The following is a 22,119-nucleotide window of genomic DNA, read 5'->3' as shown; positions in this document are numbered from 1 at the left end:
GTGCTGTTGCGGATAACAAGCTGCCCAACAAATATAGAGTACAGTTTACTTTTGTCACTTCACTCCTATTTTAGCCAACTATATTTGGCTTGTTAACAGGCCGCCATGAAACTTTGGCCAGCTAGCATTCCATGACTTTGGAGAGACAAGGTAAATGAGAGCAAGCTTAAGAAGAAAGATTATTGAAGTATGCAACAAAAAAATAAGCACCAAAGGGCAAAATGTTGGCCTTTCCTTCTATGCTTTTTTCGCCAATAAAAATGATGAACCAGAATTATTAATGGAAGCAGCAGAATGGTGGATCATGACTCACAAACTTGATCACTTTGAAAAGTCCGAAAAAATCAAGGCAATGATTGAGGCCATCCAATAAATCCGCATATAACGCACCGCATTACAAGCGACTCAAGTCGCTCGCTGCGCTCACTCGGGACTGACTAAAGCCCGCCCCTGAGCCAATCGTTTGGCGTCATACTGAACCCTTCGTGTATCGCCAAGGAGTCTCGATTATGAAAATTGTGCAGGTCGTCGCCGCCGTACTGCTCGCGAGCATCTCAACACTCTGCGCAGCAGCGGACGGTCTAATCCAAGTCAAGAGCCCGTATTCAGTCAAAAACACCGCCGACAAATTTGAGGCGCTCGCCAAGCAGCGTGGCCTGACCGTTTTCGCGCGCATCGATCACGCTGCCGGCGCGGCGAAGGTTGGCAAATCGCTGCGTCCGACAGAGCTGCTCATCTTCGGCAACCCAAAGGCTGGCACGCCGTTCATACAGTGCTCCCAAACGGTCGCAATCGACCTGCCGTTGAAGGCACTGTTCTGGGAAGACGCCAACGCTCAGGTCTGGCTTGGTTACAACGATCCGGCCTACCTTGGTCAGCGTCATGCAACGGCTCAGTGCCCCGCGATCGAAAACATTGGTAAAGCCCTGAGTGGCCTGGCCGAAGCGGCAACTGCCAAGTAGCGCGACCGCTCTTTATGCGTGGTCTGCCCCCGCTGGGTTCGATGCGTTCGACGCAAAGGGCCAAGCGGTGGAATGGTTTTTACGTCCAACTGGAACCTACTGAACAAGGCTGCGGGGCACGCCGCAAGCAATTGACCTCAATTACATCAGCGCGCCGTCAGACACCCCGAGCAGCCGCCCACCAACCGGAGTTGCGCGACGAGATTGCCACAGGAGTGCGCTGGATCGAGTTCTTGAGCATTGAGTAATGCCCGTGGCGGTCGCCAACCAGCGGCCAAGCGATGGCTGATGCCTGTGCATGCAGAACCGACAGCCCATGCTTGCCATCGAGCCGGCCTGTTCCAGCCTGCCGCCTCATGCTGCCGCTCAGATAAACCGCTGGATAGTCTTTTGAGGAGTTCGCCTTGTCAGCAATAGCGCTTACCCTGGCCCAGTATCTGGTGACTGCGAGCGCGCTGGTTATCTTCGCCCTGGGCGCGGTGCATCTGCTGCTCACCTTCGCGGGTAGCTCCTTGCAACCGCGGGACGAGGCGCTGATGGCCCGCATGCATGAGACTTCACCGAAGATCACCCGCGAAACCAGCATGTGGAAGGCCTGGGTTGGCTTCAATGCCAGCCATAGCTTCGGTGCTCTGCTGTTTGGTTCGGTCTATGCCTACCTTGCTCTCGTGCATGGTCCCCTATTGTTTGCCTCGCCATACCTCTTGGGCGTTGGCCTTGTGCTGCTGTGTGGCTACGCCTTTCTCGGCAAGCGCTACTGGTTCAGCACGCCTTACCGCGGCATCCTCCTGGCAACTGCTCTGTACATCGCCGCGCTCATCGCGAGCGGGGTCTGACTCGGCGCATTCGCCTCAGGTTGGCAATGGGCTAGCTAACGCCAATCGCGTGCGGCGCGCAGATGCCGCGGCAGCCCCTGCTTGCCCTGACCAGCAATGCAGCGCCAGACACGCAGGTGGACCCTGCTCGCTGGGCGTCCGCGCCGAGGATCAGCCAGACAACCGTCTGGCCTCCACACCACAGCCGGACGCCAGCAAGGCTTGCCTTGCCTTGCCTAGCGCAACGCCGCCACCATCGCCGCCGCAACACTGAGCACATCCTGGCCCAACTTCATCGAGCGCTTGCCGTCCCAGCCGGTAAGCGGATTGGGACTGTCGTCGTGGTCTTTGAAGGGCATTTCGATGGTGAAGGACAGGCAGTCGAATTCCAGGCCGACCGCGTTGCAGGCCAGGGTGGTATTGGCTTGGCCGGGGGCATCGCGCTTGTAGCCGAACGCGGTCTGGAACTCGGCGCCGAGGGCAATCAGACGGCTGCGGAATTCCTCCTCCAGTTTTTCCAGGCGCGGACTGTAGCCGGGGTTGCCTTCACAGCCAGCGGTGAATACGTGGGGGATTTCCTCGTCGCCATGGATGTCGAGGAACAGATCGACGCCGACGCTGCGCATCTGCTGCTGGACAAAGAACACCTCGGGACTCTCCGCTTCGCTGGCCGATTGCCAGGCGCGGTTGAGGTCCTTGCCGGCGGCATTGGTACGCAGGTGGCCACGGAAGGCGCCATCCGGGTTCATGTTCGGTACCAGGTAGAGGTCGGCCTGTTGCAGCAGGGCATTCAGTTCGGCGTCGTCGCGGTTCTGCAGACGCTCGATCAGGCCTTCCATGAACCATTCGGCCATGTGCTCGCCCGGATGCTGCTGGGCGATGATCCAGATCTTGCGCGGAGCCTGCGGGTTGCGGCTGACCCGCAGCAACGGGATATCGCGGCCCTCGATGCTCTTGCCGCAGGCGAACAGTTCGGCACCGGCCTGGTTCAGCGCCTGCTCGATCAGCCCGTCATGCCGCGCGCGGCTGTAGGGCTCGAAGTAGGCGAACCAGATCTGCGCCTCGCTCGGTTCGATGGCGAAGTTGAGCGCGCCCTCCTCGAAACGGCTGGGCACGCGGAACCAGTTGATATGGTCGTAAGAAGCAACGGCGTTGTAGCCGGTCCAGGCATGACTGTAGGCGGACTCGCCCGCGTTGGTCAGGCTGAAGCCGTAGCGCTGGCCCGGGGTCAGGCCGTCGACTTTGAAGTGGAACCACTGGAAGTGATAGCTGTTGAGATCAGGACGCATGGCCAGCAGCACCTGCTGCGGATTGCTGGCGTCGAGCACCTCGATATTGCCACTGTCGAAATTGCAGCTGATGTTCATGGATACCTCGCGGGCCTGATGGTGCGCTGCACCTTTGCCCGCAAGAATCGCAGGTCTGCCCGCCGGAAGAAACGCCAGAGGCGACAAACAGAGATGCATTGCCGGTCCTGGGCATGTCCGCGCGTCAGGCAAGCACTGGCCGGCCTGATGCGCGGCAGAAATACATCGCGCCGGATCGGCGCGGCACGCCGCAGATCAGGGTAGAGGTCCGCCCTTAATCCGTGTGGAGCACGCGGCGCACGACAACAGCAAGCTGCCGGCCTACCCTGAAGCATGCGCAGGCTCGAACTCCGCGCAGCGATGAAACTAAGTGCCGAGCAACTTGCTGACCTTGGCGGGGTCTTCTAGTTTGCGCCAGCCGGAGCGTGGCGCTGGCCGGCGACCGGGGCGGCCATAGGCAGCGAGCCTAGGCAGTCAGGACATTGTCTTTTCAAACCATTGCTCTTTCATAGCATTGTCCTTTTATAAACAGACGGACGCAGTCACCCGCATCCACTCCAGAAGAAGTGACAGACCATGAACGCTCATCAATGGCTTCGCACGACACTCCCGGCACTCCTCTGCGCAACCCTGCTGCTGGGCGGTTGCGCCAACCAGCAAGCGGAGACCATCAGTGCGCCGCAGACGGGATCAGCCGTAGCCGGCGCATCACCGGTTGAGGACGCAGCGGCCACTCTGGCGAAGCTGCGCAGCCAAGCCAATCGCGGCGACCTCGACAGTCAGTTCCAGTTGGGTAGTTTCTACTTCGTCGGCAAGCCAGAGAAAGACCTCAAGCTAGCCGAGTACTGGTGGAAGCAGGCCGCCGACAAGGGCCACGCCATGGCCGCGGTCAGCCTGGCCTATCTGTATACCGGCCGCGACAATCCCGACTTCGCCAACCCGCAGGGCATGCTCAAGTACCTCAACCAGTCGGCCGCCGGCGGCAACCCGATGGCCCAGCATATTCTCGGCAACCTCTACCTCAAGGGCCAACAAGGCGTACCGCGCGATGCCAACCAGGCTCGCCGGTTGTTCCAAAGCGCCTGCAAGCAGAACTATGAGGTCAGCTGCACGGCGCTGACGACATTGCCCACACCTTGAGCCCCGACCAGAACGCCTTGTGGGTATGAGCCACAGGGCGTTCATGCTCAGTTGCCTTAGGCGGCAAAGCCACCGTCGATAGTCAGACTGGCACCGGTGACATAACCCGCTTCAGGCCCGGCCAAGTAGGCGACGAATGCGGCGATCTCTTCGGCGCGACCGTAGCGACCGCTCAGTCACAGTTGAACACCTGCCTGATGCACTATCGAGCACTGCATTGAACAGAACGGTCTTATTCACTGTCAGATGAAACAGTTAATGATCAATCGCCTCGCCAGTACTACTTAACCCCCCTAGACTTTTAAACGGCATTGACCATAATTGTATTCAACTGTACGCAATGGATAATTTAAGAGCACCTGCTTGATTAAGCCAGGTGGCTGTTTTCCAATAAAACTCAGCCTCAGGCAAACATATTCAGGCCTGTTCGACCGCTGCATCTGCCATTGCCACAGCCACCCGATTGATGACCGCAGCAGTAAGGCCATTGCCTTACGTTGTCATCACACTACTCTTCAACACCATGGGTAATCACGTGACGAAAGACGAACTGCGCGCCGAACTCGAGCGCCAGGCGCAGCGTTACAAGGATGTACAAGGCGGAGAAATCATTACTTACGCCGCTCAACCGGAACCCGAGCGCAAGCCCTGGCGCAAGAAGGCCAACCTTCTTGACCAAGCATTTGAAAAAGAAATCGAAAAGATCGAGAAAGACCTGCAAGCCAAACACGACGAGCACAGCGGCTGACTGCCCTCTGCAGAACGTATTTAGCCCCGCTGGGATAACGCTCGATAACCGCGGTTATTGACGGCGTGGCGTTATCGTCTCTTGCCGCCCAGCAACGAGCCCAGCAGACCGCGCACCAACTGCCGACCAAGCTGGTTGGCGGCCTGGCGTACGGCGCTTTTCATCACCTGCCCGGCCAGGCCGCCCAGCATGCCGCCAATGCCGCCTGCGGGACTCTCCTTGGTTTGCGGTTGCGCCGCCTCGACACTGGCTTGGGCGACACGGGCGGTGAGCAGTTCGTAGGCCGACTCGCGGTCGATCGGCTTGTCGTAGCGCTCGGCCAGCGGCGACTGCCGAATCAGCGCGGCCCGCTCGCTCTCGCTCAACGGGCCGATGCGTGACTGTGGCGGCGCAATGGCCACGCGCCGGACCATGGCCGGCGTGCCCTTGTCTTCCAGGGTGCCAACCAGGGCCTCGCCGATGCCGAGTTCGGTCAGGGTTGCCAGGGTATCGATCGAGGGGTTGGGGCGAAAACCATCCGCTACCGCGCGCAGAGACTTCTGCTCCCTGGTGGTGAAGGCGCGCAAGCCGTGCTGAATCCGCAGGCCAAGCTGGGCCAGCACGTCATCGGGCAAGTCACTCGGCGATTGCGTGACGAAGTAGACGCCCACGCCTTTCGAACGAATCAACCGAACCACCTGTTCCAGTCGTTCCTGCAGGGCTTTCGGGGTGTCGGCGAAGAGCAGGTGCGCCTCATCGAAGAACAGCGCCAGCAGCGGCTTGTCGGCATCGCCGCGCTCCGGCAACTGCTCGAACAACTCGGCCAGCAGCCACAGCAGGAAGGTCGCGTAGACCTTCGGTGCCTCATGCACCAGACGGCTGGCGTCGAGCAGATGAATGCGCCCGCGCCCGTCGCGATCCGGCTGCAGAATGTCTTCCAGTTGCAGCGCCGGCTCGCCGAACAAGGCTTCGGCGCCCTGCTGCTCGAGGCTCGACAGGCGCCGCAACAGGGCCTGGGCAGAGGTTGTGGTGAACAGCGCACTGTCCTCGCCGAGCACCGCCGGCGTGCTCTTCAGGTACGCCAGCAATGCTTTCAGGTCTTTCAGGTCGAGCAATAGCAGCCCTTCGCGATCCGCCACCTTGAACGCCGCATAGAGGGCGGCCTGCTGGCTGTCGGTCAATTCCAGCAAAGCCCCGAGCAGCAGCGGGCCCATCTCGCTGAGGGTGGTGCGCAACGGATGACCGCTCTGGCCATGGATATCCCATAGCGTAACCGGGTAGGCCGTCGGTCGATGCTCAAGCCAGGGCATGCTGGCGATGCGCTCGGCGATTTTTCCCTGAGGCGCCCCGGCGGCGCCGAGACCACAGAGGTCACCTTTGACATCCGCGGCGAACACCGCCACCCCGGCATCGCTGAAGCCCTCGATGAGACGCTGCAGGGTCACGGTTTTTCCGGTGCCGGTCGCACCCGCCACCAGCCCATGCCGATTGGCCAAGCGCAAGGCCTGAGCGACCGGCTGACCAGCAAGGTCAGCGCCGAAAACAAACTGCTCTGATACGGACATTTCGGTGTCTCCCAGGTTAAAGGATTCGTCCACGGGTGCCGAGATAGCAAGACTGCGGTCCCTAGCGCCACAGACTGCGTGCAACTTACAGCCAGCTACGACTGGCAGCTGACCATAGTGAACAACATAAAACATGACCCACAATCTGAAATTCAGTCACAAGATTCTGCTTGCGGCTTCCCTGGTGGTAATCGCCGCCTTCTCGTTATTCACCCTATACAACGATTACCTGCAACGTCATGCAATTCGCGCCAATCTGGAAAACTACCTGAATGAAATGGGTGAGGTAACCGCTGGCACTATCCAAAACTGGTTGTCCGGTCGCATCTTGTTGGTAGAAAGCACAGCTCAGACAATTGCCCAAGACGCATCATCCGACAAGGTCGTTAGCGTGTTGGAACAGAAAGCCCTCAATTCAACCTTCGCCTTTACCTATCTGGGTAGCGACGACGGCGCCTTCACCATGCGCCCAAACAGTGCGATGCCTAAAGACTTCGACCCACGCACCCGCCCTTGGTACAAGGATGCTCAACGTGCGGGCGGCACTATTCTTACCGAACCCTTTGTGGATGCCGCGACCAACGAACTGATCATCGCCATCGCCTCACCAGCTCAATCGGCCGGCGTGGTAGGCGGTGACTTGAGCCTGACCACCTTGGTCAACATCATCAACTCGCTGAACTTTGACGGGATTGGCTATGCCTTCCTGGTCAGTGCCGATGGCAAGATCCTGGTGCACCCGCAGAAAGAACTGGTGATGAAGACGCTCAGGGACCTCTACCCGAGCAACACGCCGCGCATTACCTCCGGCTTCAGCGAGACAGAAATGGATGGTGAGACCCGCATCCTCACCTTCGCCCCGGTCAAGGGCCTGCCCTCGGTCAACTGGTACGTCGGCCTGTCCATCGACAAGGACAAGGCGTATGCGGCGCTCAGTGACTTCCGCGCCTCGGCCATAGTTGCCACGCTGATCGCGGTGGTGCTGATCATCCTCCTGCTGAGCATGCTGATCCGCCTGCTGCTGCAACCGCTGACCCTGATGGGTAAAGCCATGCAGGACATCGCCCAGGGCGACGGTGACCTGACCAAGCGCCTGGCGATCCAGTCCAACGACGAATTCGGCGCCCTGGGCAAAGCCTTCAACCAGTTTGTCGAACGGATTCACGGCTCGATCCGCGAAGTGTCCTCGGCCACCCACCAGGTCAACGAGGTGGCCAAGTTGGTGGTGGCCGCCTCCAACTCCTCGATGATCAACTCCGACGAACAGGCCAGCCGCACCAACAGCGTGGCCGCTGCGATCAACGAGCTAGGCGCCGCCGCCCAGGAAATCGCGCGCAACGCCGCAGATGCCTCGACCCAGGCCTCCGGTGCTCGGGAGCAGGCCGAAGATGGTCGCCAAGTGGTGGGAAAAACCATCCAGGCGATGAATCAATTGTCCGGGAAGATCCGCACTTCTTGTGGCCACATCGAAACGCTGAACAGCAAGACGGTGAACATCGGCCAGATTCTCGAGGTGATCAAGAGCATCTCCCAGCAAACCAACCTGCTCGCGCTCAACGCCGCCATCGAAGCGGCCCGGGCCGGCGAAGCGGGTCGCGGGTTTGCCGTGGTCGCCGACGAGGTGCGCAACCTGGCGTACCGCACCCAGGAGTCGGCACAGGAAATCGAGAAAATGATCGAGGAACTGCAGGTCGGCTCGCGCGAGTCGGTCACCACCATGACCGAGAGCCAGCGTTACAGCGAAGAAAGCGTGCAGATCGCCAACCAGGCCGGCGAGCGCCTGAGCAGCGTGACCCTGCGTATCGGCGAGATCGACGGCATGAACCAGTCGGTGGCCACCGCCACCGAAGAACAGACCTCGGTAATCGAGTCGTTGAACATGGACATCACCGAGATCAACACCCTCAACCAGGATGGCGTGGAAAACCTGCAGGCCACCCTACGCGCCTGCGGCGATCTGGAACAACAGGCTTCGCGCCTGAAGCTACTGGTCGACAGCTTCCGCATCTGAAATCGTCAACAGCAAGAGGGCGCCTATTCGGCGCCCTTTTTTGGTTCTTTGTCCGCGGGTTCCAGTTGCTCGCCAGCCTGCTCCTGCAGCTTGCGCCACAGCTCGGCGGCATCGGCAAATTCAGTACCGCTCTGCGGGCTCAAGGCATCCGGGTCATAACGCCTGACACAGCCCTCACCCAGGGTCGGCGGTGGCTGCGAGGTAGCGCGATCCAGGGGGTCTTGCATGCTGTGCACCTCCGCTAGCGCCAAAATCAGCGCCCAATACATCATTTAAATCGATCGATATCAGCGCAAATTTACGCTTTTTATCGATCACTCCACTTCTCACAATGACCACCTCGACGTACTTCCCAGAGGTGATCATGTACCAGATTCGCCCCGCTGCCGAACGTGGCCATTCGCAATTGAGCTGGCTGAACAGTTACCACAGTTTTTCCTTCGGCGAGTATTACGACCCGCGCTTTCAGGGTTTCTCGCACCTGCGGGTGATCAACGAAGATAGCGTCATGGCCGGTGCCGGATTTGCCACGCACGGCCACCGTGACATGGAAATCATCAGCTATGTTCGCCAAGGCACCTTGGCGCACCAGGATTCGCTGGGCACCCGCGAAGAAATCCAGGCCGGGGAATTCCAGCTGATGCGCGCCGGCTCCGGCATCCGCCACGGCGAGTTCAACGCCTCGGCGAGCGAGTCGGTGCACTTCATGCAAATCTGGATAGAACCGGCGCAACGCGGCTTGGCGCCGGGCTATCAGCAGCGCGCCTTTGCCACGCAGGAAGGCCTGCAGGTTATCGCCACCCCGGACGGCGCCGACGGCAGCCTGCAGATCGCCCAGGACATGACCCTCTACCGCTGGCAGGGCGGCCCGCTCGACTATGTGCTTGCCCCAGGGCGCTGGTTCTACTTGCAGCTGTTGACGGGCCAGTTGAACGGTCCAGGCATACATCTGGCCACTGGCGATGGCCTGCAAGTGCGCGAGCCCGGCACACTCAACCTGCAGGGTCAGGGCGAGGCGCTGCTGTTCGACTTGCCTGCGGTCTGAAACTTCGGTGCCTGCAGGGCTTGGAACACGGACCTGCAGGCGACTTGTATCTTATTTCGAAAGGGCTTTGCCCTGATCGTGCTGGGCGAACTCCTTGACCGCACGCAGCACATCGCTGCGGCTGATCTGGCCAACCAGGCGTCCGTTCTCCACCACCGGGATGCGCCCCAGGCGACCACGCAAAAAGCGCTCGGATACCTCAATGACGTCGGTTTCCGGAGAAATGGTTTCAATCTCGGTATTCATGTAAGAGCTGACCACGCCACCGATCGCCTCGTAATAAGCCCCCGAGAGAATGCCGCGCAGGCAATCGCCCTCGGATAACAAGCCGATCAGGTGTCCCTGGGAGTCAACCACCGGGGCACCAGCAATGCGATGCTCCAACAGCCGATTAATGGCGGTAAACAGATCGGTGTCGGACCGAAAGGTCACCAGATGGCGAGTCATGTAATCGCGCACCTTAATAGATTTGAGCATTAGCGAACTCCTTCAACCTGCACTTGGTTAATGCACGACACGGCAATTAGTCGAACACCACGGTCTTGTTATCGTGAACCAATACACGGTCCTCTAAGTGATAGCGTAGCCCACGGGACAACACCATTTTTTCCACATCCTTGCCCAGACGGACCATTTCTTCGATGCTGTCGCGGTGGCTGACGCGCACCACGTCCTGCTCGATGATCGGCCCGGCATCCAGCTCCTCGGTCACATAGTGCGAAGTCGCGCCAATCAGCTTGACCCCGCGCAGCGAGGCCTGGTGGTAGGGCTTGGCGCCGACGAACGACGGCAGGAAGCTGTGGTGAATGTTGATCACCCGCTGGGCAAAGTCGCGACACAGTTGTGACGGGAGAATCTGCATATAACGCGCCAGGACAATAACGTCGGCGGCATGCGCTTTGACCAGCCGCTCAACTTCATCGAAGGCCAGCTGCTTGTTCTGCGGCTCGACCGGCACATGGAAATAGGGAATACCATGCCACTCGACCATGCTGCGCATATCGTCATGGTTGGAAATCACACAGGCAATATCGCAGTCCAATTCATCGCTGTGCCAACGGTGCAGCAAGTCAGCCAGGCAATGCGACTCGCGACTGGCCATCAACACCACGCGTTTTTTCTGTGCCGAATCAGTGACCCGCCATTCCATGGAAAATTCACGGGCGATGGGCGCAAAGGCTTGGTGAAACCCCGGCAAATCGAACGGTAAGGAATCGGCGCGAATTTCATGGCGCATGAAGAACCAACCGCTGTGATTATCCGAGTGATGACTCGCTTCGGTGATCCAGCCATTGTAGGTGGCTAAAAAATTACTGACCTTGGCCACAATACCAACGCGGTCCGGGCAGGCTATGACCAGCCGAAAAGTACGCATGGGAAACTCCAGAGAAGCGGCAAAGTCGGTCATTCTAGCCACAGTACGAGAAAACTGCAGTATTCCTGAAATCCAGTTCAACCACGTCTTGCCAGACAACCGAGCCGCCTCGACCTGACAGCGCCAGGCTATACGCTTTTGTTGCAGATAGTGGCCTTGCGCGAACCTCGAGAGGCAACGGATAAACACTGACTGGCGGAATCATGGAGTTATCGCAGCCGCATAGTTAAAACTTTGTTTGATAAAGCGTGGCAAAATCTTGCAAAGCTGTTTACTTGTCAAAAGTGTCTGACTATTATTACTGACACTTAGCCACCACCTACTCAATTCAAGGTAAGCCGCATGTCGCTGATCAACGAATACCGCGCTACAGAAGAAGCCATCAAAGAACTGCAAGAGCGCCTGAAAAATCTGTCGCAAGACGACAAGCTGAAAAAAGAACTGGAATTTGAAGGCAAACTGCGCACGCTGATGGGCGAATACCAGAAGTCCCTGCGTGACATCATCGCCATGCTCGACCCGGACGCCAAAATCAGCAAGGCACCGCGCGCTGGCGCCAAGACCACCGGGGTCAAGCGTGCTCGCAAAGTTAAGCAGTACAAGAACCCGAACACCGGCGAAGTGATCGAAACCAAAGGTGGCAACCACAAGACCTTGAAAGAGTGGAAAGCCAAGTGGGGCGGCGATGTTGTTGAAAGCTGGGCAACCCTGCTGGATTAAGCTCTACGCTTGAATCGTCGATTTCAGCGCATAAAAAAACGCCAGCCTTGCTGGCGTTTTTTTATTCTGTAACAACCCTATGTTGCTGGCAAACGCAGGGAGGGCCTGGCGGTGAGCCATCCTACAGAGTCGACAGACAACAGCCACTTGCTATCTAACCCCTGACGCCTCACAGCCCATTAAAGTGCATAGCGCAGACGCAATTGCTGCGCATAGTCACGCCACTCAGTGAGCATGGCCTGCTGCCTCGGCGTGGCCTGAGCGAATATTTCGCCGAGCGCCGTCTCAAAATTCGCCAAGGTATTAGGCGCGCCACACTCGGGCCGGGTTAACCGCTGCTGACAAAATATCACCCAGCGCTGCTGTTCTGCTGCGTCCAGGCTGGAAGAAAAGTTGCGCGCGCGATAACGAAATAATAATTCAGGTAAGCGCGCGTCATCGAGCGGCCAGACATTCTGGGCCAACTGTGCTGGATCGGCACTGCGCACCTGTTCGCATAAACGCCGGTCGCGATCACCGATAAAACCATCATATAGCTGTTGCTCGGGATCCTCGCTGGACGCAAAACCTTCTTCGCCATATATCAGGCCGAGTTTTTCCTGCCATTGCGCCTGAGCGGCAACCAATTGATCGGCGTGCAGCAGAGGCTCGGTCATGTCCAACTGCAAACGCTGAATATCTTCGCCACGCAGCACATTCAACGGCGCGACCACCGGACAACGGTTGATGTGCAGCAACTTCAAGGGTACCGGCAACTCGCCCTCGCCCAGTTGCTCGCGCCGGGTATATAGGCGCCGACGCAAGGACTCGCCATCTTCCTCGAGCAATGGCGCCGGATCGGCGTGCAAGTCGCAAACGATAAGTGCGTTGCGATTGCGCGGATGCCAGGCCAGCGGCAACACCAAAGCCAGATAATGCCGCGCACCGGCGAAACGTCCGGAAATATGCACCAGGGGCTGTAACAACCTAACTTGGTCGAGCACCCGTTGCTTGCTGCGCAGTTGATAGAGGTAGTTGTACAGTTTTGGCTGCTTACTGCGAATCAGCCGAGCCAGCGCGATGGTCGCGCGCACATCGGACAGGGCGTCATGGGCCTGGCCATGCTCGATGCCGTTGGCCGCGGTCAGGCGCTCCAACTTGAGGCTGACGCGGCCGTCTTCCTCCGGCCAGACGATGCCATCCGGGCGCAAGGCATAGGCCGCGCGCACCAGATCGATCAGGTCCCAGCGGCTGTTGCCACCTTGCCACTCGCGGGCATAGGGGTCGAAAAAATTGCGGTACAGGCTGTAGCGGGTGACTTCATCGTCGAAGCGCAAGCTGTTGTAACCCACGCTACATGTGCCCGGCTGGACCATTTCGGCATGCACGCGGGCCATGAATTCGGCCTCGCTCAAGCCTTTACTCGCCAACTGACTGGGCGTGATGCCGGTTATCAGGCAGGCGGCCGGATGCGGCAGAATATCGTCACTGGGCTGACAGTAGATGTTCAGCGGCTCGCCGATTTCATTGAGGTCTTCGTCGGTGCGAATCCCGGCGACTTGCAGCGGCCGGTCGCGGCGCGGATCGATACCGGTGGTTTCGTAGTCGTACCAGAACAGACTGGAGGTCACGGCGGCTTCCTATAGGCAGTGGGCGAAGCCAGTCTAGCATTGCCCGCGCGGCCATCCGGCAGGCACGGATTGCCTGCCTCGAGCGCAGATTGCATGCAGATTGGTTGCTTCGCCGCCTGTCGCTGGCTAGCATCGGGGTTTATTCAGCGCAGACCGCCGATGCCGCATTCCGCCACCTCGCCATCTCCGCGTCCGCCTCGACCACCCGTTCGGCAGCCAACTGCGCTGCTGGATACCCGCTACCAGGTGGAAACCCCGGAAGGCATCGATCTGCTCCTGCGTCCGGCAGGTGTAGTGCCGCGTGCCCTGGCCTTCACCATCGACCTGCTGATTCGCGGCCTGCTATTGCTGGTGACGTACGTCGTCCTCGGTCTGCTCGGCAAGTTCGGCATGGGCCTGGCGACCATCCTGCTGTTCCTGGTGACCTGGTGGTACATGGTGTTGTTCGAGGTGTTCAACCAGGGCCGCTCGCCCGGCAAGCAGATGCTCGGCCTGCGCGTGGTGCACGATGACGGTACCCCGGTCGGCTGGGCCGCTTCGCTGACCCGCAACCTGCTGCGTTTCGTCGATATCCTGCCGTTCGGCTACACCCTGGGCATTCTCAGCTGCCTCAATCACCCGGCGTTCAAGCGCCTCGGCGATATCGCCGCCGGCACTCTGGTGGTGTACCGCGACACCCTGCCCGCGCGCCCGAGCCTGCCGCAGGCGGAACCGCTGCATGCACCCTTCGCCCTCGACCTGGTAGAGCAACGGGCCTTGCTCGGATTTGCCGAGCGCGGCGCCAGCCTGTCCAGTGAACGCCGCACCGAGCTGGCGGCGATTCTTGCCGAGCCACTGCAGGTACCGCGCGAGCAGGCGGAACAGCGGATCAATGGCATCGCCCGCGGCCTGCTGGGGCCGACATGAAACAGAGCCTGTTCGAAAGTCGCCACCAAGCCGACTGGCAAGCCTTCGCCGGACAACTCGACGCGCTCGAACGCGGCAAGACCGACAGCCAGCAGAGCAAGGGCTTCGCCGCCGCGTACCGACGCCTCTGTCAGCAACTGGCCCTGGCCCAGGCACGCGGCTACAGCAATCACCTGATCGAGCAGTTGCAACACCTGGCGCTACGCGGCCACCAGCAGTTCTATCGCCACCGCAGCCCGTTGGGCGCGCAGTTGATCGGTTTCCTACTCGCCGGTTTTCCCCGCCTGGTGCGGGCCGAATGGCGCTGCGTGCTAATCGCCAGCCTGGTGTTTTTTGGCAGCCTGTTGAGCATGGGAGTACTGGTCTATCTGTTCCCCGAGCTGATCTACAGCCTGGTCGATCCGCAGCAGGTCGCGAGCATGGAGCAGATGTACGACCCCGATGCCCGGCGCCTCGGGCGCTTCGGCGAACGCCACTCGGGCGACGACTGGCTGATGTTCGGCTACTACATCATGAACAACATCGGCATCGCCTTTCAGACCTTCGCCAGCGGCCTGCTGTTCGGCCTGGGCAGCCTGTTCTTCCTGCTGTTCAACGGCCTGATGATCGGCGCGGTGGCCGGCCACCTGACCCAGATCGGCTACGGCGAGACCTTCTGGTCGTTCGTCATCGGCCACGGCGCCTTCGAATTGACCGCCATCGCCCTGGCTGGCGGCGCCGGTCTCAAGCTCGGCTGGGCACTGCTCGCGCCCGGTCGCCTGCCACGTAGCGAAGCCTTGCGCCTGGCTGCCGGGCGCAGCGTGCGCTTGGTCGGCGGGGTCATTGTATTTCTGCTTCTGGCCGCTTTTATCGAGGCCTACTGGTCGTCGATGACCTTCGCCGCGCCAACCGTCAAATATGCAGTTGGCGCAGGCCTGTGGCTGCTGGTGCTGAGCTATCTGCTGCTGGCCGGCCGAGGTGCCCATGCGCCTGACTGATGCCAGCGTGGCGATCCGCCCGCGCAGCCCTTGGGAAGCACTGGACCTCGGCGTGCTCCTGGCGCGCCGGCATGCCGGCCTGCTGATAGCCAGCTGGGCATTGGTCAGCCTGCCGATCTTCGCCCTGCTTTGCCTGTTGCTGTGGGATTACCCGGGCTGGGCGATATTCGCCTTCTGGTGGTTGAAACCGGCCTACGAGCGCCTGCCGCTGCATATCCTCGCGCGCGCCCTGTTCGGCGACACGCCAAGCCTCAAGCACGCACTAAAAGCCCTGCCGGGCCTGCTCAAGCCACAACTGCTGGCCAGCCTGACCTGGCGCCGCTTCAGTCTCACGCGCAGCTTCGATCTGCCGGTCATGCAACTGGAAGGGCTGTCCGGCCAGGCGCGCAGCCAGCGCCTGGTGGTACTGGGGCAACGCGATGCCGGCGCTGCGACCTGGTTGACGGTGGTCGGCATGCACCTGGAAATGGCCCTGTGGCTGGGCCTGGCCAGCCTGTTCTACCTGCTGCTGCCGGCGCAGATCGAACTGGACTGGAGCTGGCAGAGCCTGGCCAACGCGGCGGCCGGCGAATGGCTGTGGCTGGAACACCTGTCCAACCTGCTGTATGTCCTGGTGCTGATCGTCTGGGAGCCGGTCTATGTCGCCTGCGGCTTTACCCTCTACCTGAATCGGCGCACCGCCCTGGAGGGCTGGGATATCGAACTGGTGTTCCGCCAACTGCGCCAGCGCCTGACCGGCGTGGCCTATGCCCTGTTGCTCGGTTGCGGCCTGTTACTGCTGCAAGCCCCCCTGCCGGTCATGGCTGCCGAGATCGGCAGTTGCCCGCTGCCGGTGGAAGATCCCAGTGGCCCCGAGGCCGCACGCCTGCTCAAACAACCGCTGAGCAGCCAGGCCGCTCAGGACAGCATCGAGCAACTGCTGGATCGCCCTCCCTTTGAGCACCGCGAAACCGTCACGCGCTGGCGCTTCGGCGAGGAAGAGACCGCACAACCGAACGAGGAGCCGATCAGCGGCCTGTTGGAGTTGCTGGAAAAGTTCTTCAAACTGGCCGAGTTCTGGAACAGCATCGACGCCGTCGCACTGTTTTTCGAGGCCCTGCTCTGGGCAGCCCTGCTCGGCCTGGCGGCCCTGCTGATCTGGCGCTATCGCCAATGGCTCGGCGCCTTCGCCGGGCGTATTGGCCTGGCGCAACGCGCCGCAACGCCGCCCAGCAGCCAGCTGTTCGGCCTGGAAGTGGCCCCGCAAAGCTTGCCGGCGGATGTCGCCGGCGAAGTCGAGCGGCTCTGGGCCGAGCAACCGCGCGCGGCCCTCGGCCTGCTCTATCGCGCGTTGCTCAGCCGCCTACTGCACGACTATCACCTGCCCCTGCACAGCGCCCACACCGAGAGCGAAGTGCTGCGCCTGGTTCAGGAGCTGGATCAGGCCGAACTGAGCGACCTCAGCCAAACCCTGACCCTGCACTGGCAGAACCTCGCCTACGGCCATCGCCTGCCGCCGGATGATCTGCGCCAGGCGCTGTGCCAAGACTGGCGGCGCCTGTTCGATGACGGTGTACGAGGATGAGCAGACGCCACCAGCTCATCCTCGGCAGCGCGCTTGTGCTTGCCCTGGGCCTGCTCGGTCTCTATCTGCTGAGCCGCGCCCAACCCTATCAAGAAACCGTCGAGCACGGCCCGGCACCCGAAGCGCAGGCCAACCCGTACCTGGCCGCCGAGCACTTTCTGCGCCAACAGGGCCTGCGGGTGCAGCGCGTCGATGACCTGCAGGTGCTATCGACATTGCCCAGCGCCGGGCAGACCCTGTTGCTGCTGGGCGATCGCCAACGCATGCGCCCACGCCAGGTCGCACGCCTGCGGGCCTGGGCGGCCAAGGGTGGGCACCTGGTGTTCGTTGCCGAACGCCTGTGGGATGAGGATGAGGGCAAAAGCGGTGACCTGCTGCTCGATAGCCTGGGCCTGCAGCAGTACCAGAGCGACGATATCGACGAGCCTGAGGGCGGGATCGAGGAACCCACGCCAGCGGCAGACGATGCCACGGCCAAGGCCTACCCCGAGCTGACCCAGCTTTACCTGGAAAACGAGCAAGCGCCGGCCTACTTCAGTTTCGATACCGGCTTTCATCTCTACGATGCGCAGAATCGCGCGCATGCCTGGGCCAACAGCGCTGCGGCGACCCACCTGGTTCAGCTCTATCATGGCGACGGTCTGATCAGCGTGCTGAGCGACAGCTGGATCTGGCAGAACGACAGGATCGCCGATTACGACAATGCCTGGCTGCTCTGGTACCTGAGTCAGGACAGCGCCGTGACCCTGCTCTACCACGCCGATCGCGACAACCTGTTCAGCCTGCTGTTGCGCTACTTCCCCCAGGCCTTGCTGGCCCTGGCCCTGCTGGTCGGCCTCGGCCTGTGGCGCGTCGGTATGCGTGAGGGCCCGCTGCAAGCGCCGGCCAGCCCGAATCGCCGGCAATTGCAGGAACACCTGCGCGGCAGTGCCGATTTCCTTCTCCGCCGTTGCGGCCAACACAGCCTGCTGCAGGGTTTGCAGCAGGACATCCAGCGCCGTGCGCGTCGCCGTCATCCTGGTTTCGAACGCCTCGGCGTGACCGAACAATGGCAGGTGCTGGGGCGCCTGACCCGCTTGCCCAGCCGCGCCATCAGCCAAGCCATGCGGCCGCTACCCAAGCAGCGCCTGCCCGCCGTCGAATTCACCCGCCAGGTCGCCCACCTGCAAACACTCAGGAATGCCCTATGAGCGAACACATGCCCGAACAGCTGAGCCCGCCCGCTGCAGCCGCAACCCAAACGCCGAGCAGTCCGGCGCAGCAGCGCCAGCGCGCCAGCCAACTGGCCCAGGCCCTGCGTCTGGAACTGCACAAGGCGCTGATCGGCCAGAATGCCGTGGTCGACGATGTGCTCACCGCCCTGATCGCCGGCGGCCACGTGCTGATCGAGGGCGTCCCCGGCCTGGGCAAGACCCTGCTGGTACGTGCCCTGGCACGCTGCTTCGGGGGTGAATTCAGCCGCATCCAGTTCACCCCAGACCTGATGCCCAGCGACGTCACCGGCCACGCCGTATACGACCTGCAAAGCGAGCAATTCAAGCTGCGCAAGGGCCCGGTGTTCACCAACCTGCTGCTGGCCGACGAGATCAATCGCGCGCCGGCCAAGACCCAGGCGGCCCTGCTGGAAGTCATGCAGGAGCGTCAGGTCACCCTCGAAGGGCGCGCCCTGGCGGTGCCGCTGCCGTTCATGGTGCTGGCCACGCAGAACCCGATCGAGCAGGAAGGCACCTACCCACTGCCCGAAGCCGAGCTGGACCGTTTCATGCTCAAGCTGCGCATGGACTACCCCGAGCAGGCCGAAGAACTGAACATGGTGCGTCAGGTCACCCGCTCGACCCGCGCCGACATGCTCGACGTCACCCCCTTGCGCGCCCTGCTGCAAGCCAAGGATCTGCTGGCCATCCAGAAGATCGCCAGCGATCTGCCGCTCGACGAACAGGTGCTCGACTATGCCGTGCGCCTGGCCCGTGCCACCCGCACCTGGCCGGGACTGATTCTCGGCGCCGGGCCACGCGCCTCGATCGCTATGGTGCGTGGCGGTCGCGCCCGCGCCCTGCTGCGCGGCGGCGACTTCGTCCTGCCGGATGACATCAAGAGCTGCGCCCTGGCGGTACTGCGCCACCGTGTGCGCTTGGCGCCGGAGCTGGACATCGAAGGCCTGGAAGTCGACCAGGTGCTCCAACAGTTGCTCGATCAGGTCCCGGCGCCGCGTCTATGAACCGCTCGACCCAGGGTGCTAGCGCATGAAGCCCGCGCGCGCGTTGCTGATTCTGCTCGGCGTCCTGCTCGGCCTGGCCATTGTGCTCGGCGCCTTGCAGGCCCTGGCAGTCGAGGTGCCGCAAAGCCTGCAGGCGCTCTGGTGGGGACTGCTGCTGGCGCTAACTGGCGCGGCGCTGGTCGATGCCCTGCGCTTGGGCAAATTGCCCTCGCCACGCCTCGAGCGCCAGCTGCCAGGCAATCTGCCGCTGGGCCGCTGGAGCGAGGTGCAGCTGACCCTGCACCACGCCTATGCCCAGCCCGTGGCGCTGGAGGTGTTCGACCATGTGGCCGACGGCATGGCGTTCGAGCACCTGCCGCAACGCATCGATCTGCACCCGGGCGAACAGACCCAATTCGCCTACCGCGTGCGGCCGCTGCTCCGCGGGCACTTCCATTTCGACCAATGTGAAGTCAGCCTGCCCAGCCCGCTGCGCCTGTGGCAGGCTCGCCGCTATCTGCCGTTGCCCGGAGAAACCCGGGTCTACCCGGACTTCGCCCGCCTGCATGGCGCGCAACTGATGGCGGTCGACGACTGGCTCAGCCAGCTTGGCGTGCGCCAGCGTCCGCGTCGCGGCCTCGGCCTGGAATTTCACCAGTTACGCGACTTCCGCGACGGTGACAGCCTGCGCCAGATCGACTGGAAAGCCACCGCCCGCAAGCGCACGCCGATCGCCCGGGAGTTCCAGGACGAGCGCGGCCAACAGATCATCTTCCTGCTCGACTGCGGCCGCCGTATGCGCAGCCAGGATGGCGAACTGGCGCACTTCGACCACGCCCTCAATGCCTGCCTGTTGCTCAGTTATGTGGCGCTGCGCCAGGGCGATGCGGTGGGCCTGGCAACCTTTGCCGGGGAACAGCAGCGCTTCCTCGCGCCAGTCAAAGGACCGGCGCAACTCAATGTACTGCTGAATGCCGTGTACGACCTGCGCAGCACCCTGCAGCCGGCCGACTTCGCCGCTGCGGCCGACGCCCTGCTCGCCCGCCAGCGGCGCCGCGCCCTGGTGGTGCTGGTCACCAACCTGCGCGACGAAGACGATCAGGAGTTGCTCGCTGCAGTCAAACGCATCGGCCGCCAGCACCGCGTACTGATCGCCAGCCTGCGCGAAGAGGTGCTCGACAGCCTGCGCCACACACCGGTCGAGGATCTGGCAACAGCCTTGAGCTACTGCGGCACGGTCGACTACCTCAACGACCGCGCCGGCCTGCACGAGCGTCTGGCCGCGCACAACGTGCCGGTACTCGACGCCCGGCCCAGCGAACTGGGCCCGCAGCTGGTCAGCCGCTATCTGGCCTGGAAGAAGGCCGGGGTGTTGTAGTCCCCATTCCCCAAAAGGCTATATCCCCGTTAGATGTTGAGCTAGCCGCAGTCTCGTGGGAGCGGCTGGGCGGCACCCCGCTTTAGCCGCGAAGTTTTGTTGCTGTAGCGACGGTTTTCGCGGATAAATCCGCTCTCACAAACGCCCTGTGTCTCTTGCAACACGTACAGGGACATAGCCACAAAAAAGCCCGCGAACGAGCGGGCTTTTTGCGACCAAGATGATCAACCGCGCGCGGCCTTGATCACCTCGATATAGGGTTCGGCAAAGCGCTGTTCCTGGACCAGGGCGATGAAGTCGCGACCCTGGGCATCCTTGGCCTCGAGGTCGTAACCGGCTTCGACGAAGAAGCCGACGAACCGCGTGAAATCGTCGACGCGCAGGCCGCGATAGGCCTTGATCAGTTTATGCAACGACGGCGGCGTGGCGTCAGCCGGCTCCACGGCGAGGAACAGCTTGATCGGCTCATCACCAATCTCTTCGCCAATCACCTGTTTCTTGTCTTTACGCATTGTTCACTCCAACTCGGCTGACCACACGGGGCCGGCAGTGTACCTCTGGCGAACCCAGTGGCTCAACGCATCAACCGATCAAGCAGAGGAGCAATAGCTGAGCAGACTCACTGATGCATGCCGCGGCGAACGGGCTACGCGTAAGCAGGCACGGTTCGCCCGACTCATCGTATACAATATTCACCAACACTAACTAACCGGGGGCCACTCCCTTGCCATTGCCCACCTTCACCGCCCCCAACCTCGGCGTCACCCCGACCGCCTCGGAAGTCATCACCAAGCACCTACGCGACGCGATCATCGGCGGCCATTTCGCCGAGAATGAGCCGGTCCGCCAGGACGACATCGCGCGCATCTTCAATGTCAGCAAGATTCCGGTGCGCGAAGCACTCAAGCGCTTGGAGGCCGAAGGGCTGGTGCAATTCCAGCGCAACAAGGGCGCGGTGGTGACCAAGATCTCCGAGCCGGAACTGGCGCAGATCTTCGAGGTGCGGGTGCTGCTGGAAGTCCAGGCGATTCGCCTGGCCGTGCCGAACATGACCGCGGCGACCTTCGTCCGCGCCGAACGCATCTGCGAGGAGTTCATCGGCGAGACCGACATCGGCCGTTGGGCCGAGCTGAACTGGGCACTGCACGCCTGCCTCTACGAACCGGCGCAGCGGCCCTTCCTGCTCAACCTGATTCGCTCCATCCACGACAAGGTGGAACGCTACCTGCGCATGCAGATGAGCCTGTCCGCAGGCAAGGACCGCGCCGACCACGAGCACCGTGAGATCCTCGCGGCCTGCCGTGCGGGCGATGCCGACAAGGCCGCCGAATTGATCGAGCAACACATCATCGGCGTCTGCCGCACCCTCTATGAGCACCTGCCCAATCGCCTGACGCCGAACTGAGATACGGCGAATCTGCGGTCAGCCATCCCCCGGTTTGACCAGCGCCTCGGCGCGTCTGCCGAGCGCCGCCACTGAAAGGTCTTGGTTGTGGGTGGCGATAAGCCAGATAGGCCCGAAGGGGTCTTGCCGCGTGCCCGTGCGATCACCATAGAATTGATCCTGCACCGGCCTGATGACCTTGGCGACGGCCTCGAGGCCGTCCTGAGCCATCGGCTGTGCATCGCGCCGATCGTCCCGATCTATAGCCAGCTGCGCCAGCGAGGCGTTGCAAAGAGCTCTCGCATGACCTCACCCCACTTAGCCGCAGTGCTGGAATCTCGGGAGCAGAGGATCGCTTGCCGGCGCTTACATCGCTCGGCTTTCTCGCCTGGCGCTGTGCCGATATCGTCATCTGCCACCATGAAACCCATCAAGC

The 22,119-nt window shown here is 61.6% G+C and carries 23 protein-coding genes and 1 pseudogene; 15 read left to right on the top strand and 9 right to left on the bottom strand.

The window, feature by feature from the left end; all coding sequences use genetic code 11:
• Positions 1-154: 154 nt before the first annotated feature.
• The 3 genes from B2D37_RS00545 to B2D37_RS00535 all read left to right on the top strand — a co-directional run bounded on the left by B2D37_RS00545 (position 155) and on the right by B2D37_RS00535 (position 1,798).
• On the top strand, positions 155-373 hold the full coding sequence (locus B2D37_RS00545; RefSeq protein ID WP_079200894.1) for a DUF6500 family protein: 219 nt from the start codon (positions 155-157) through the stop codon (positions 371-373).
• Between the two features lie 136 nt (positions 374-509).
• On the top strand, positions 510-962 hold the full coding sequence (locus B2D37_RS00540) for a DUF302 domain-containing protein (protein ID WP_079200893.1): 453 nt from the start codon (positions 510-512) through the stop codon (positions 960-962).
• A 404-nt stretch (positions 963-1,366) separates the two neighbouring features.
• Positions 1,367-1,798, top strand: a complete 432-nt coding sequence (locus tag B2D37_RS00535) for a hypothetical protein (RefSeq protein WP_256573130.1) — start codon at positions 1,367-1,369, stop codon at positions 1,796-1,798.
• 215 nt (positions 1,799-2,013) lie between these two features.
• Here B2D37_RS00535 and B2D37_RS00530 read toward each other — a convergent pair whose 3' ends face one another.
• Positions 2,014-3,144, bottom strand: a complete 1,131-nt coding sequence (locus tag B2D37_RS00530; protein ID WP_079200892.1) for a M14-type cytosolic carboxypeptidase — start codon at positions 3,142-3,144, stop codon at positions 2,014-2,016.
• Positions 3,145-3,660: 516 nt separating this feature from the next.
• On the opposite strand from B2D37_RS00530, the gene B2D37_RS00525 reads away from it, so the two are divergent.
• The gene (locus B2D37_RS00525) at positions 3,661-4,224 is read left to right on the top strand and encodes a tetratricopeptide repeat protein (protein ID WP_079200891.1); all 564 of its coding nucleotides are present in this window, start codon (positions 3,661-3,663) and stop codon (positions 4,222-4,224) included.
• Between the two features lie 56 nt (positions 4,225-4,280).
• On the opposite strand, the pseudogene B2D37_RS00520 reads toward B2D37_RS00525, so the two are convergent.
• Positions 4,281-4,391, bottom strand: a pseudogene (locus tag B2D37_RS00520) (SDR family oxidoreductase); the annotation flags it as partial.
• A 368-nt stretch (positions 4,392-4,759) separates the two neighbouring features.
• On the opposite strand from B2D37_RS00520, the gene B2D37_RS00515 reads away from it, so the two are divergent.
• Entirely contained in the window at positions 4,760-4,972 is a 213-nt protein-coding gene (locus B2D37_RS00515; RefSeq protein WP_079204854.1) for a hypothetical protein, read from the top strand.
• A 71-nt stretch (positions 4,973-5,043) separates the two neighbouring features.
• Here B2D37_RS00515 and B2D37_RS00510 read toward each other — a convergent pair whose 3' ends face one another.
• Positions 5,044-6,516: a helicase HerA-like domain-containing protein gene (locus B2D37_RS00510; RefSeq protein WP_079200890.1), complete on the bottom strand. Its 1,473-nt coding sequence runs from the start codon at positions 6,514-6,516 to the stop codon at positions 5,044-5,046.
• A 133-nt stretch (positions 6,517-6,649) separates the two neighbouring features.
• On the opposite strand from B2D37_RS00510, the gene B2D37_RS00505 reads away from it, so the two are divergent.
• Complete coding sequence (locus B2D37_RS00505) at positions 6,650-8,527, top strand: methyl-accepting chemotaxis protein (protein ID WP_079200889.1); 1,878 nt, start codon at positions 6,650-6,652, stop codon at positions 8,525-8,527.
• 23 nt (positions 8,528-8,550) lie between these two features.
• On the opposite strand, the gene B2D37_RS00500 is transcribed toward B2D37_RS00505, so the two are convergent.
• Entirely contained in the window at positions 8,551-8,754 is a 204-nt protein-coding gene (locus B2D37_RS00500) for a hypothetical protein (RefSeq protein ID WP_079204853.1), read from the bottom strand.
• Positions 8,755-8,891: 137 nt separating this feature from the next.
• Between B2D37_RS00500 and B2D37_RS00495 the strand changes: the two genes are divergently transcribed.
• A complete protein-coding gene (locus B2D37_RS00495) occupies positions 8,892-9,572 on the top strand; it encodes a pirin family protein (protein WP_079200888.1) in 681 nt (226 codons plus the stop codon).
• Between the two features lie 51 nt (positions 9,573-9,623).
• Here the strand turns inward: B2D37_RS00495 and B2D37_RS00490 are convergent, their stop codons facing one another.
• Both B2D37_RS00490 and purU read right to left on the bottom strand, forming a co-directional pair.
• Positions 9,624-10,049: a CBS domain-containing protein gene (locus B2D37_RS00490; protein WP_079200887.1), complete on the bottom strand. Its 426-nt coding sequence runs from the start codon at positions 10,047-10,049 to the stop codon at positions 9,624-9,626.
• A gap of 46 nt (positions 10,050-10,095) precedes the next feature.
• Positions 10,096-10,947, bottom strand: a complete 852-nt coding sequence (gene purU, locus B2D37_RS00485) for a formyltetrahydrofolate deformylase (protein ID WP_079200886.1) — start codon at positions 10,945-10,947, stop codon at positions 10,096-10,098.
• A gap of 342 nt (positions 10,948-11,289) precedes the next feature.
• Between purU and mvaT the strand changes: the two genes are divergently transcribed.
• Positions 11,290-11,667 carry a histone-like nucleoid-structuring protein MvaT gene (gene mvaT, locus B2D37_RS00480; protein WP_079200885.1) on the top strand — a complete coding sequence of 126 codons (378 nt, stop codon included), beginning with the start codon at positions 11,290-11,292 and terminating at the stop codon, positions 11,665-11,667.
• A gap of 179 nt (positions 11,668-11,846) precedes the next feature.
• On the opposite strand, the gene sbcB is transcribed toward mvaT, so the two are convergent.
• Positions 11,847-13,277: an exodeoxyribonuclease I gene (gene sbcB, locus B2D37_RS00475; RefSeq protein WP_079200884.1), complete on the bottom strand. Its 1,431-nt coding sequence runs from the start codon at positions 13,275-13,277 to the stop codon at positions 11,847-11,849.
• A 159-nt stretch (positions 13,278-13,436) separates the two neighbouring features.
• On the opposite strand from sbcB, the gene B2D37_RS00470 reads away from it, so the two are divergent.
• Genes B2D37_RS00470 through B2D37_RS00445 form a run of 6 tightly spaced genes read left to right on the top strand, consistent with a single transcriptional unit; the run spans position 13,437 to position 20,299 of the window.
• The gene (locus B2D37_RS00470) at positions 13,437-14,183 is read left to right on the top strand and encodes an RDD family protein (protein WP_079200883.1); all 747 of its coding nucleotides are present in this window, start codon (positions 13,437-13,439) and stop codon (positions 14,181-14,183) included.
• Positions 14,180-15,160 carry a stage II sporulation protein M gene (locus B2D37_RS00465; protein WP_079200882.1) on the top strand — a complete coding sequence of 327 codons (981 nt, stop codon included), beginning with the start codon at positions 14,180-14,182 and terminating at the stop codon, positions 15,158-15,160. The genes B2D37_RS00470 and B2D37_RS00465 overlap by 4 nt, the downstream gene beginning before the upstream one ends.
• Positions 15,147-16,724 carry a DUF4129 domain-containing protein gene (locus tag B2D37_RS00460; protein WP_079200881.1) on the top strand — a complete coding sequence of 526 codons (1,578 nt, stop codon included), beginning with the start codon at positions 15,147-15,149 and terminating at the stop codon, positions 16,722-16,724. Before B2D37_RS00465 ends, B2D37_RS00460 begins: the two co-directional genes overlap by 14 nt.
• Positions 16,721-17,914, top strand: a complete 1,194-nt coding sequence (locus B2D37_RS00455) for a DUF4350 domain-containing protein (protein WP_079200880.1) — start codon at positions 16,721-16,723, stop codon at positions 17,912-17,914. The genes B2D37_RS00460 and B2D37_RS00455 overlap by 4 nt, the downstream gene beginning before the upstream one ends.
• Positions 17,911-18,942: a MoxR family ATPase gene (locus tag B2D37_RS00450; protein ID WP_079200879.1), complete on the top strand. Its 1,032-nt coding sequence runs from the start codon at positions 17,911-17,913 to the stop codon at positions 18,940-18,942. Before B2D37_RS00455 ends, B2D37_RS00450 begins: the two co-directional genes overlap by 4 nt.
• A 25-nt stretch (positions 18,943-18,967) precedes the next feature.
• Positions 18,968-20,299: a DUF58 domain-containing protein gene (locus tag B2D37_RS00445; protein ID WP_079200878.1), complete on the top strand. Its 1,332-nt coding sequence runs from the start codon at positions 18,968-18,970 to the stop codon at positions 20,297-20,299.
• A 224-nt stretch (positions 20,300-20,523) separates the two neighbouring features.
• On the opposite strand, the gene B2D37_RS00440 is transcribed toward B2D37_RS00445, so the two are convergent.
• Positions 20,524-20,811: a PA4642 family protein gene (locus B2D37_RS00440; RefSeq protein WP_079200877.1), complete on the bottom strand. Its 288-nt coding sequence runs from the start codon at positions 20,809-20,811 to the stop codon at positions 20,524-20,526.
• Between the two features lie 218 nt (positions 20,812-21,029).
• Between B2D37_RS00440 and B2D37_RS00435 the strand changes: the two genes are divergently transcribed.
• Positions 21,030-21,704: a GntR family transcriptional regulator gene (locus B2D37_RS00435; RefSeq protein WP_079200876.1), complete on the top strand. Its 675-nt coding sequence runs from the start codon at positions 21,030-21,032 to the stop codon at positions 21,702-21,704.
• 18 nt (positions 21,705-21,722) lie between these two features.
• Here B2D37_RS00435 and B2D37_RS00430 read toward each other — a convergent pair whose 3' ends face one another.
• A complete protein-coding gene (locus B2D37_RS00430; RefSeq protein ID WP_079200875.1) occupies positions 21,723-21,914 on the bottom strand; it encodes a hypothetical protein in 192 nt (63 codons plus the stop codon).
• Positions 21,915-22,119: the final 205 nt, after the last annotated feature.

It is taken from the genome of Pseudomonas sp. CC6-YY-74 (assembly GCF_002025205.1).
Classification (GTDB): Bacteria; Pseudomonadota; Gammaproteobacteria; order Pseudomonadales; family Pseudomonadaceae; genus Aquipseudomonas; species Aquipseudomonas paeninsulae.
This window is presented reverse-complemented; position numbering and strand designations above follow the sequence as displayed.

Coding starts and splice junctions, on each gene's coding strand:
- B2D37_RS00545 (WP_079200894.1), top strand. CDS start 155: ATGAGAGCAAGCTTAAGAAGAAAGATTATTGAAGTATGCAACAAAAAA.
- B2D37_RS00540 (WP_079200893.1), top strand. CDS start 510: ATGAAAATTGTGCAGGTCGTCGCCGCCGTACTGCTCGCGAGCATCTCA.
- B2D37_RS00530 (WP_079200892.1), bottom strand. CDS start 3,144: ATGAACATCAGCTGCAATTTCGACAGTGGCAATATCGAGGTGCTCGAC.
- B2D37_RS00525 (WP_079200891.1), top strand. CDS start 3,661: ATGAACGCTCATCAATGGCTTCGCACGACACTCCCGGCACTCCTCTGC.
- B2D37_RS00510 (WP_079200890.1), bottom strand. CDS start 6,516: ATGTCCGTATCAGAGCAGTTTGTTTTCGGCGCTGACCTTGCTGGTCAG.
- B2D37_RS00505 (WP_079200889.1), top strand. CDS start 6,650: ATGACCCACAATCTGAAATTCAGTCACAAGATTCTGCTTGCGGCTTCC.
- B2D37_RS00500 (WP_079204853.1), bottom strand. CDS start 8,754: ATGCAAGACCCCCTGGATCGCGCTACCTCGCAGCCACCGCCGACCCTG.
- B2D37_RS00495 (WP_079200888.1), top strand. CDS start 8,892: ATGTACCAGATTCGCCCCGCTGCCGAACGTGGCCATTCGCAATTGAGC.
- B2D37_RS00490 (WP_079200887.1), bottom strand. CDS start 10,049: ATGCTCAAATCTATTAAGGTGCGCGATTACATGACTCGCCATCTGGTG.
- purU (WP_079200886.1), bottom strand. CDS start 10,947: ATGCGTACTTTTCGGCTGGTCATAGCCTGCCCGGACCGCGTTGGTATT.
- mvaT (WP_079200885.1), top strand. CDS start 11,290: ATGTCGCTGATCAACGAATACCGCGCTACAGAAGAAGCCATCAAAGAA.
- B2D37_RS00470 (WP_079200883.1), top strand. CDS start 13,437: ATGCCGCATTCCGCCACCTCGCCATCTCCGCGTCCGCCTCGACCACCC.
- B2D37_RS00465 (WP_079200882.1), top strand. CDS start 14,180: ATGAAACAGAGCCTGTTCGAAAGTCGCCACCAAGCCGACTGGCAAGCC.
- B2D37_RS00460 (WP_079200881.1), top strand. CDS start 15,147: ATGCGCCTGACTGATGCCAGCGTGGCGATCCGCCCGCGCAGCCCTTGG.
- B2D37_RS00455 (WP_079200880.1), top strand. CDS start 16,721: ATGAGCAGACGCCACCAGCTCATCCTCGGCAGCGCGCTTGTGCTTGCC.
- B2D37_RS00450 (WP_079200879.1), top strand. CDS start 17,911: ATGAGCGAACACATGCCCGAACAGCTGAGCCCGCCCGCTGCAGCCGCA.
- B2D37_RS00445 (WP_079200878.1), top strand. CDS start 18,968: ATGAAGCCCGCGCGCGCGTTGCTGATTCTGCTCGGCGTCCTGCTCGGC.
- B2D37_RS00440 (WP_079200877.1), bottom strand. CDS start 20,811: ATGCGTAAAGACAAGAAACAGGTGATTGGCGAAGAGATTGGTGATGAG.
- B2D37_RS00430 (WP_079200875.1), bottom strand. CDS start 21,914: ATGGCTCAGGACGGCCTCGAGGCCGTCGCCAAGGTCATCAGGCCGGTG.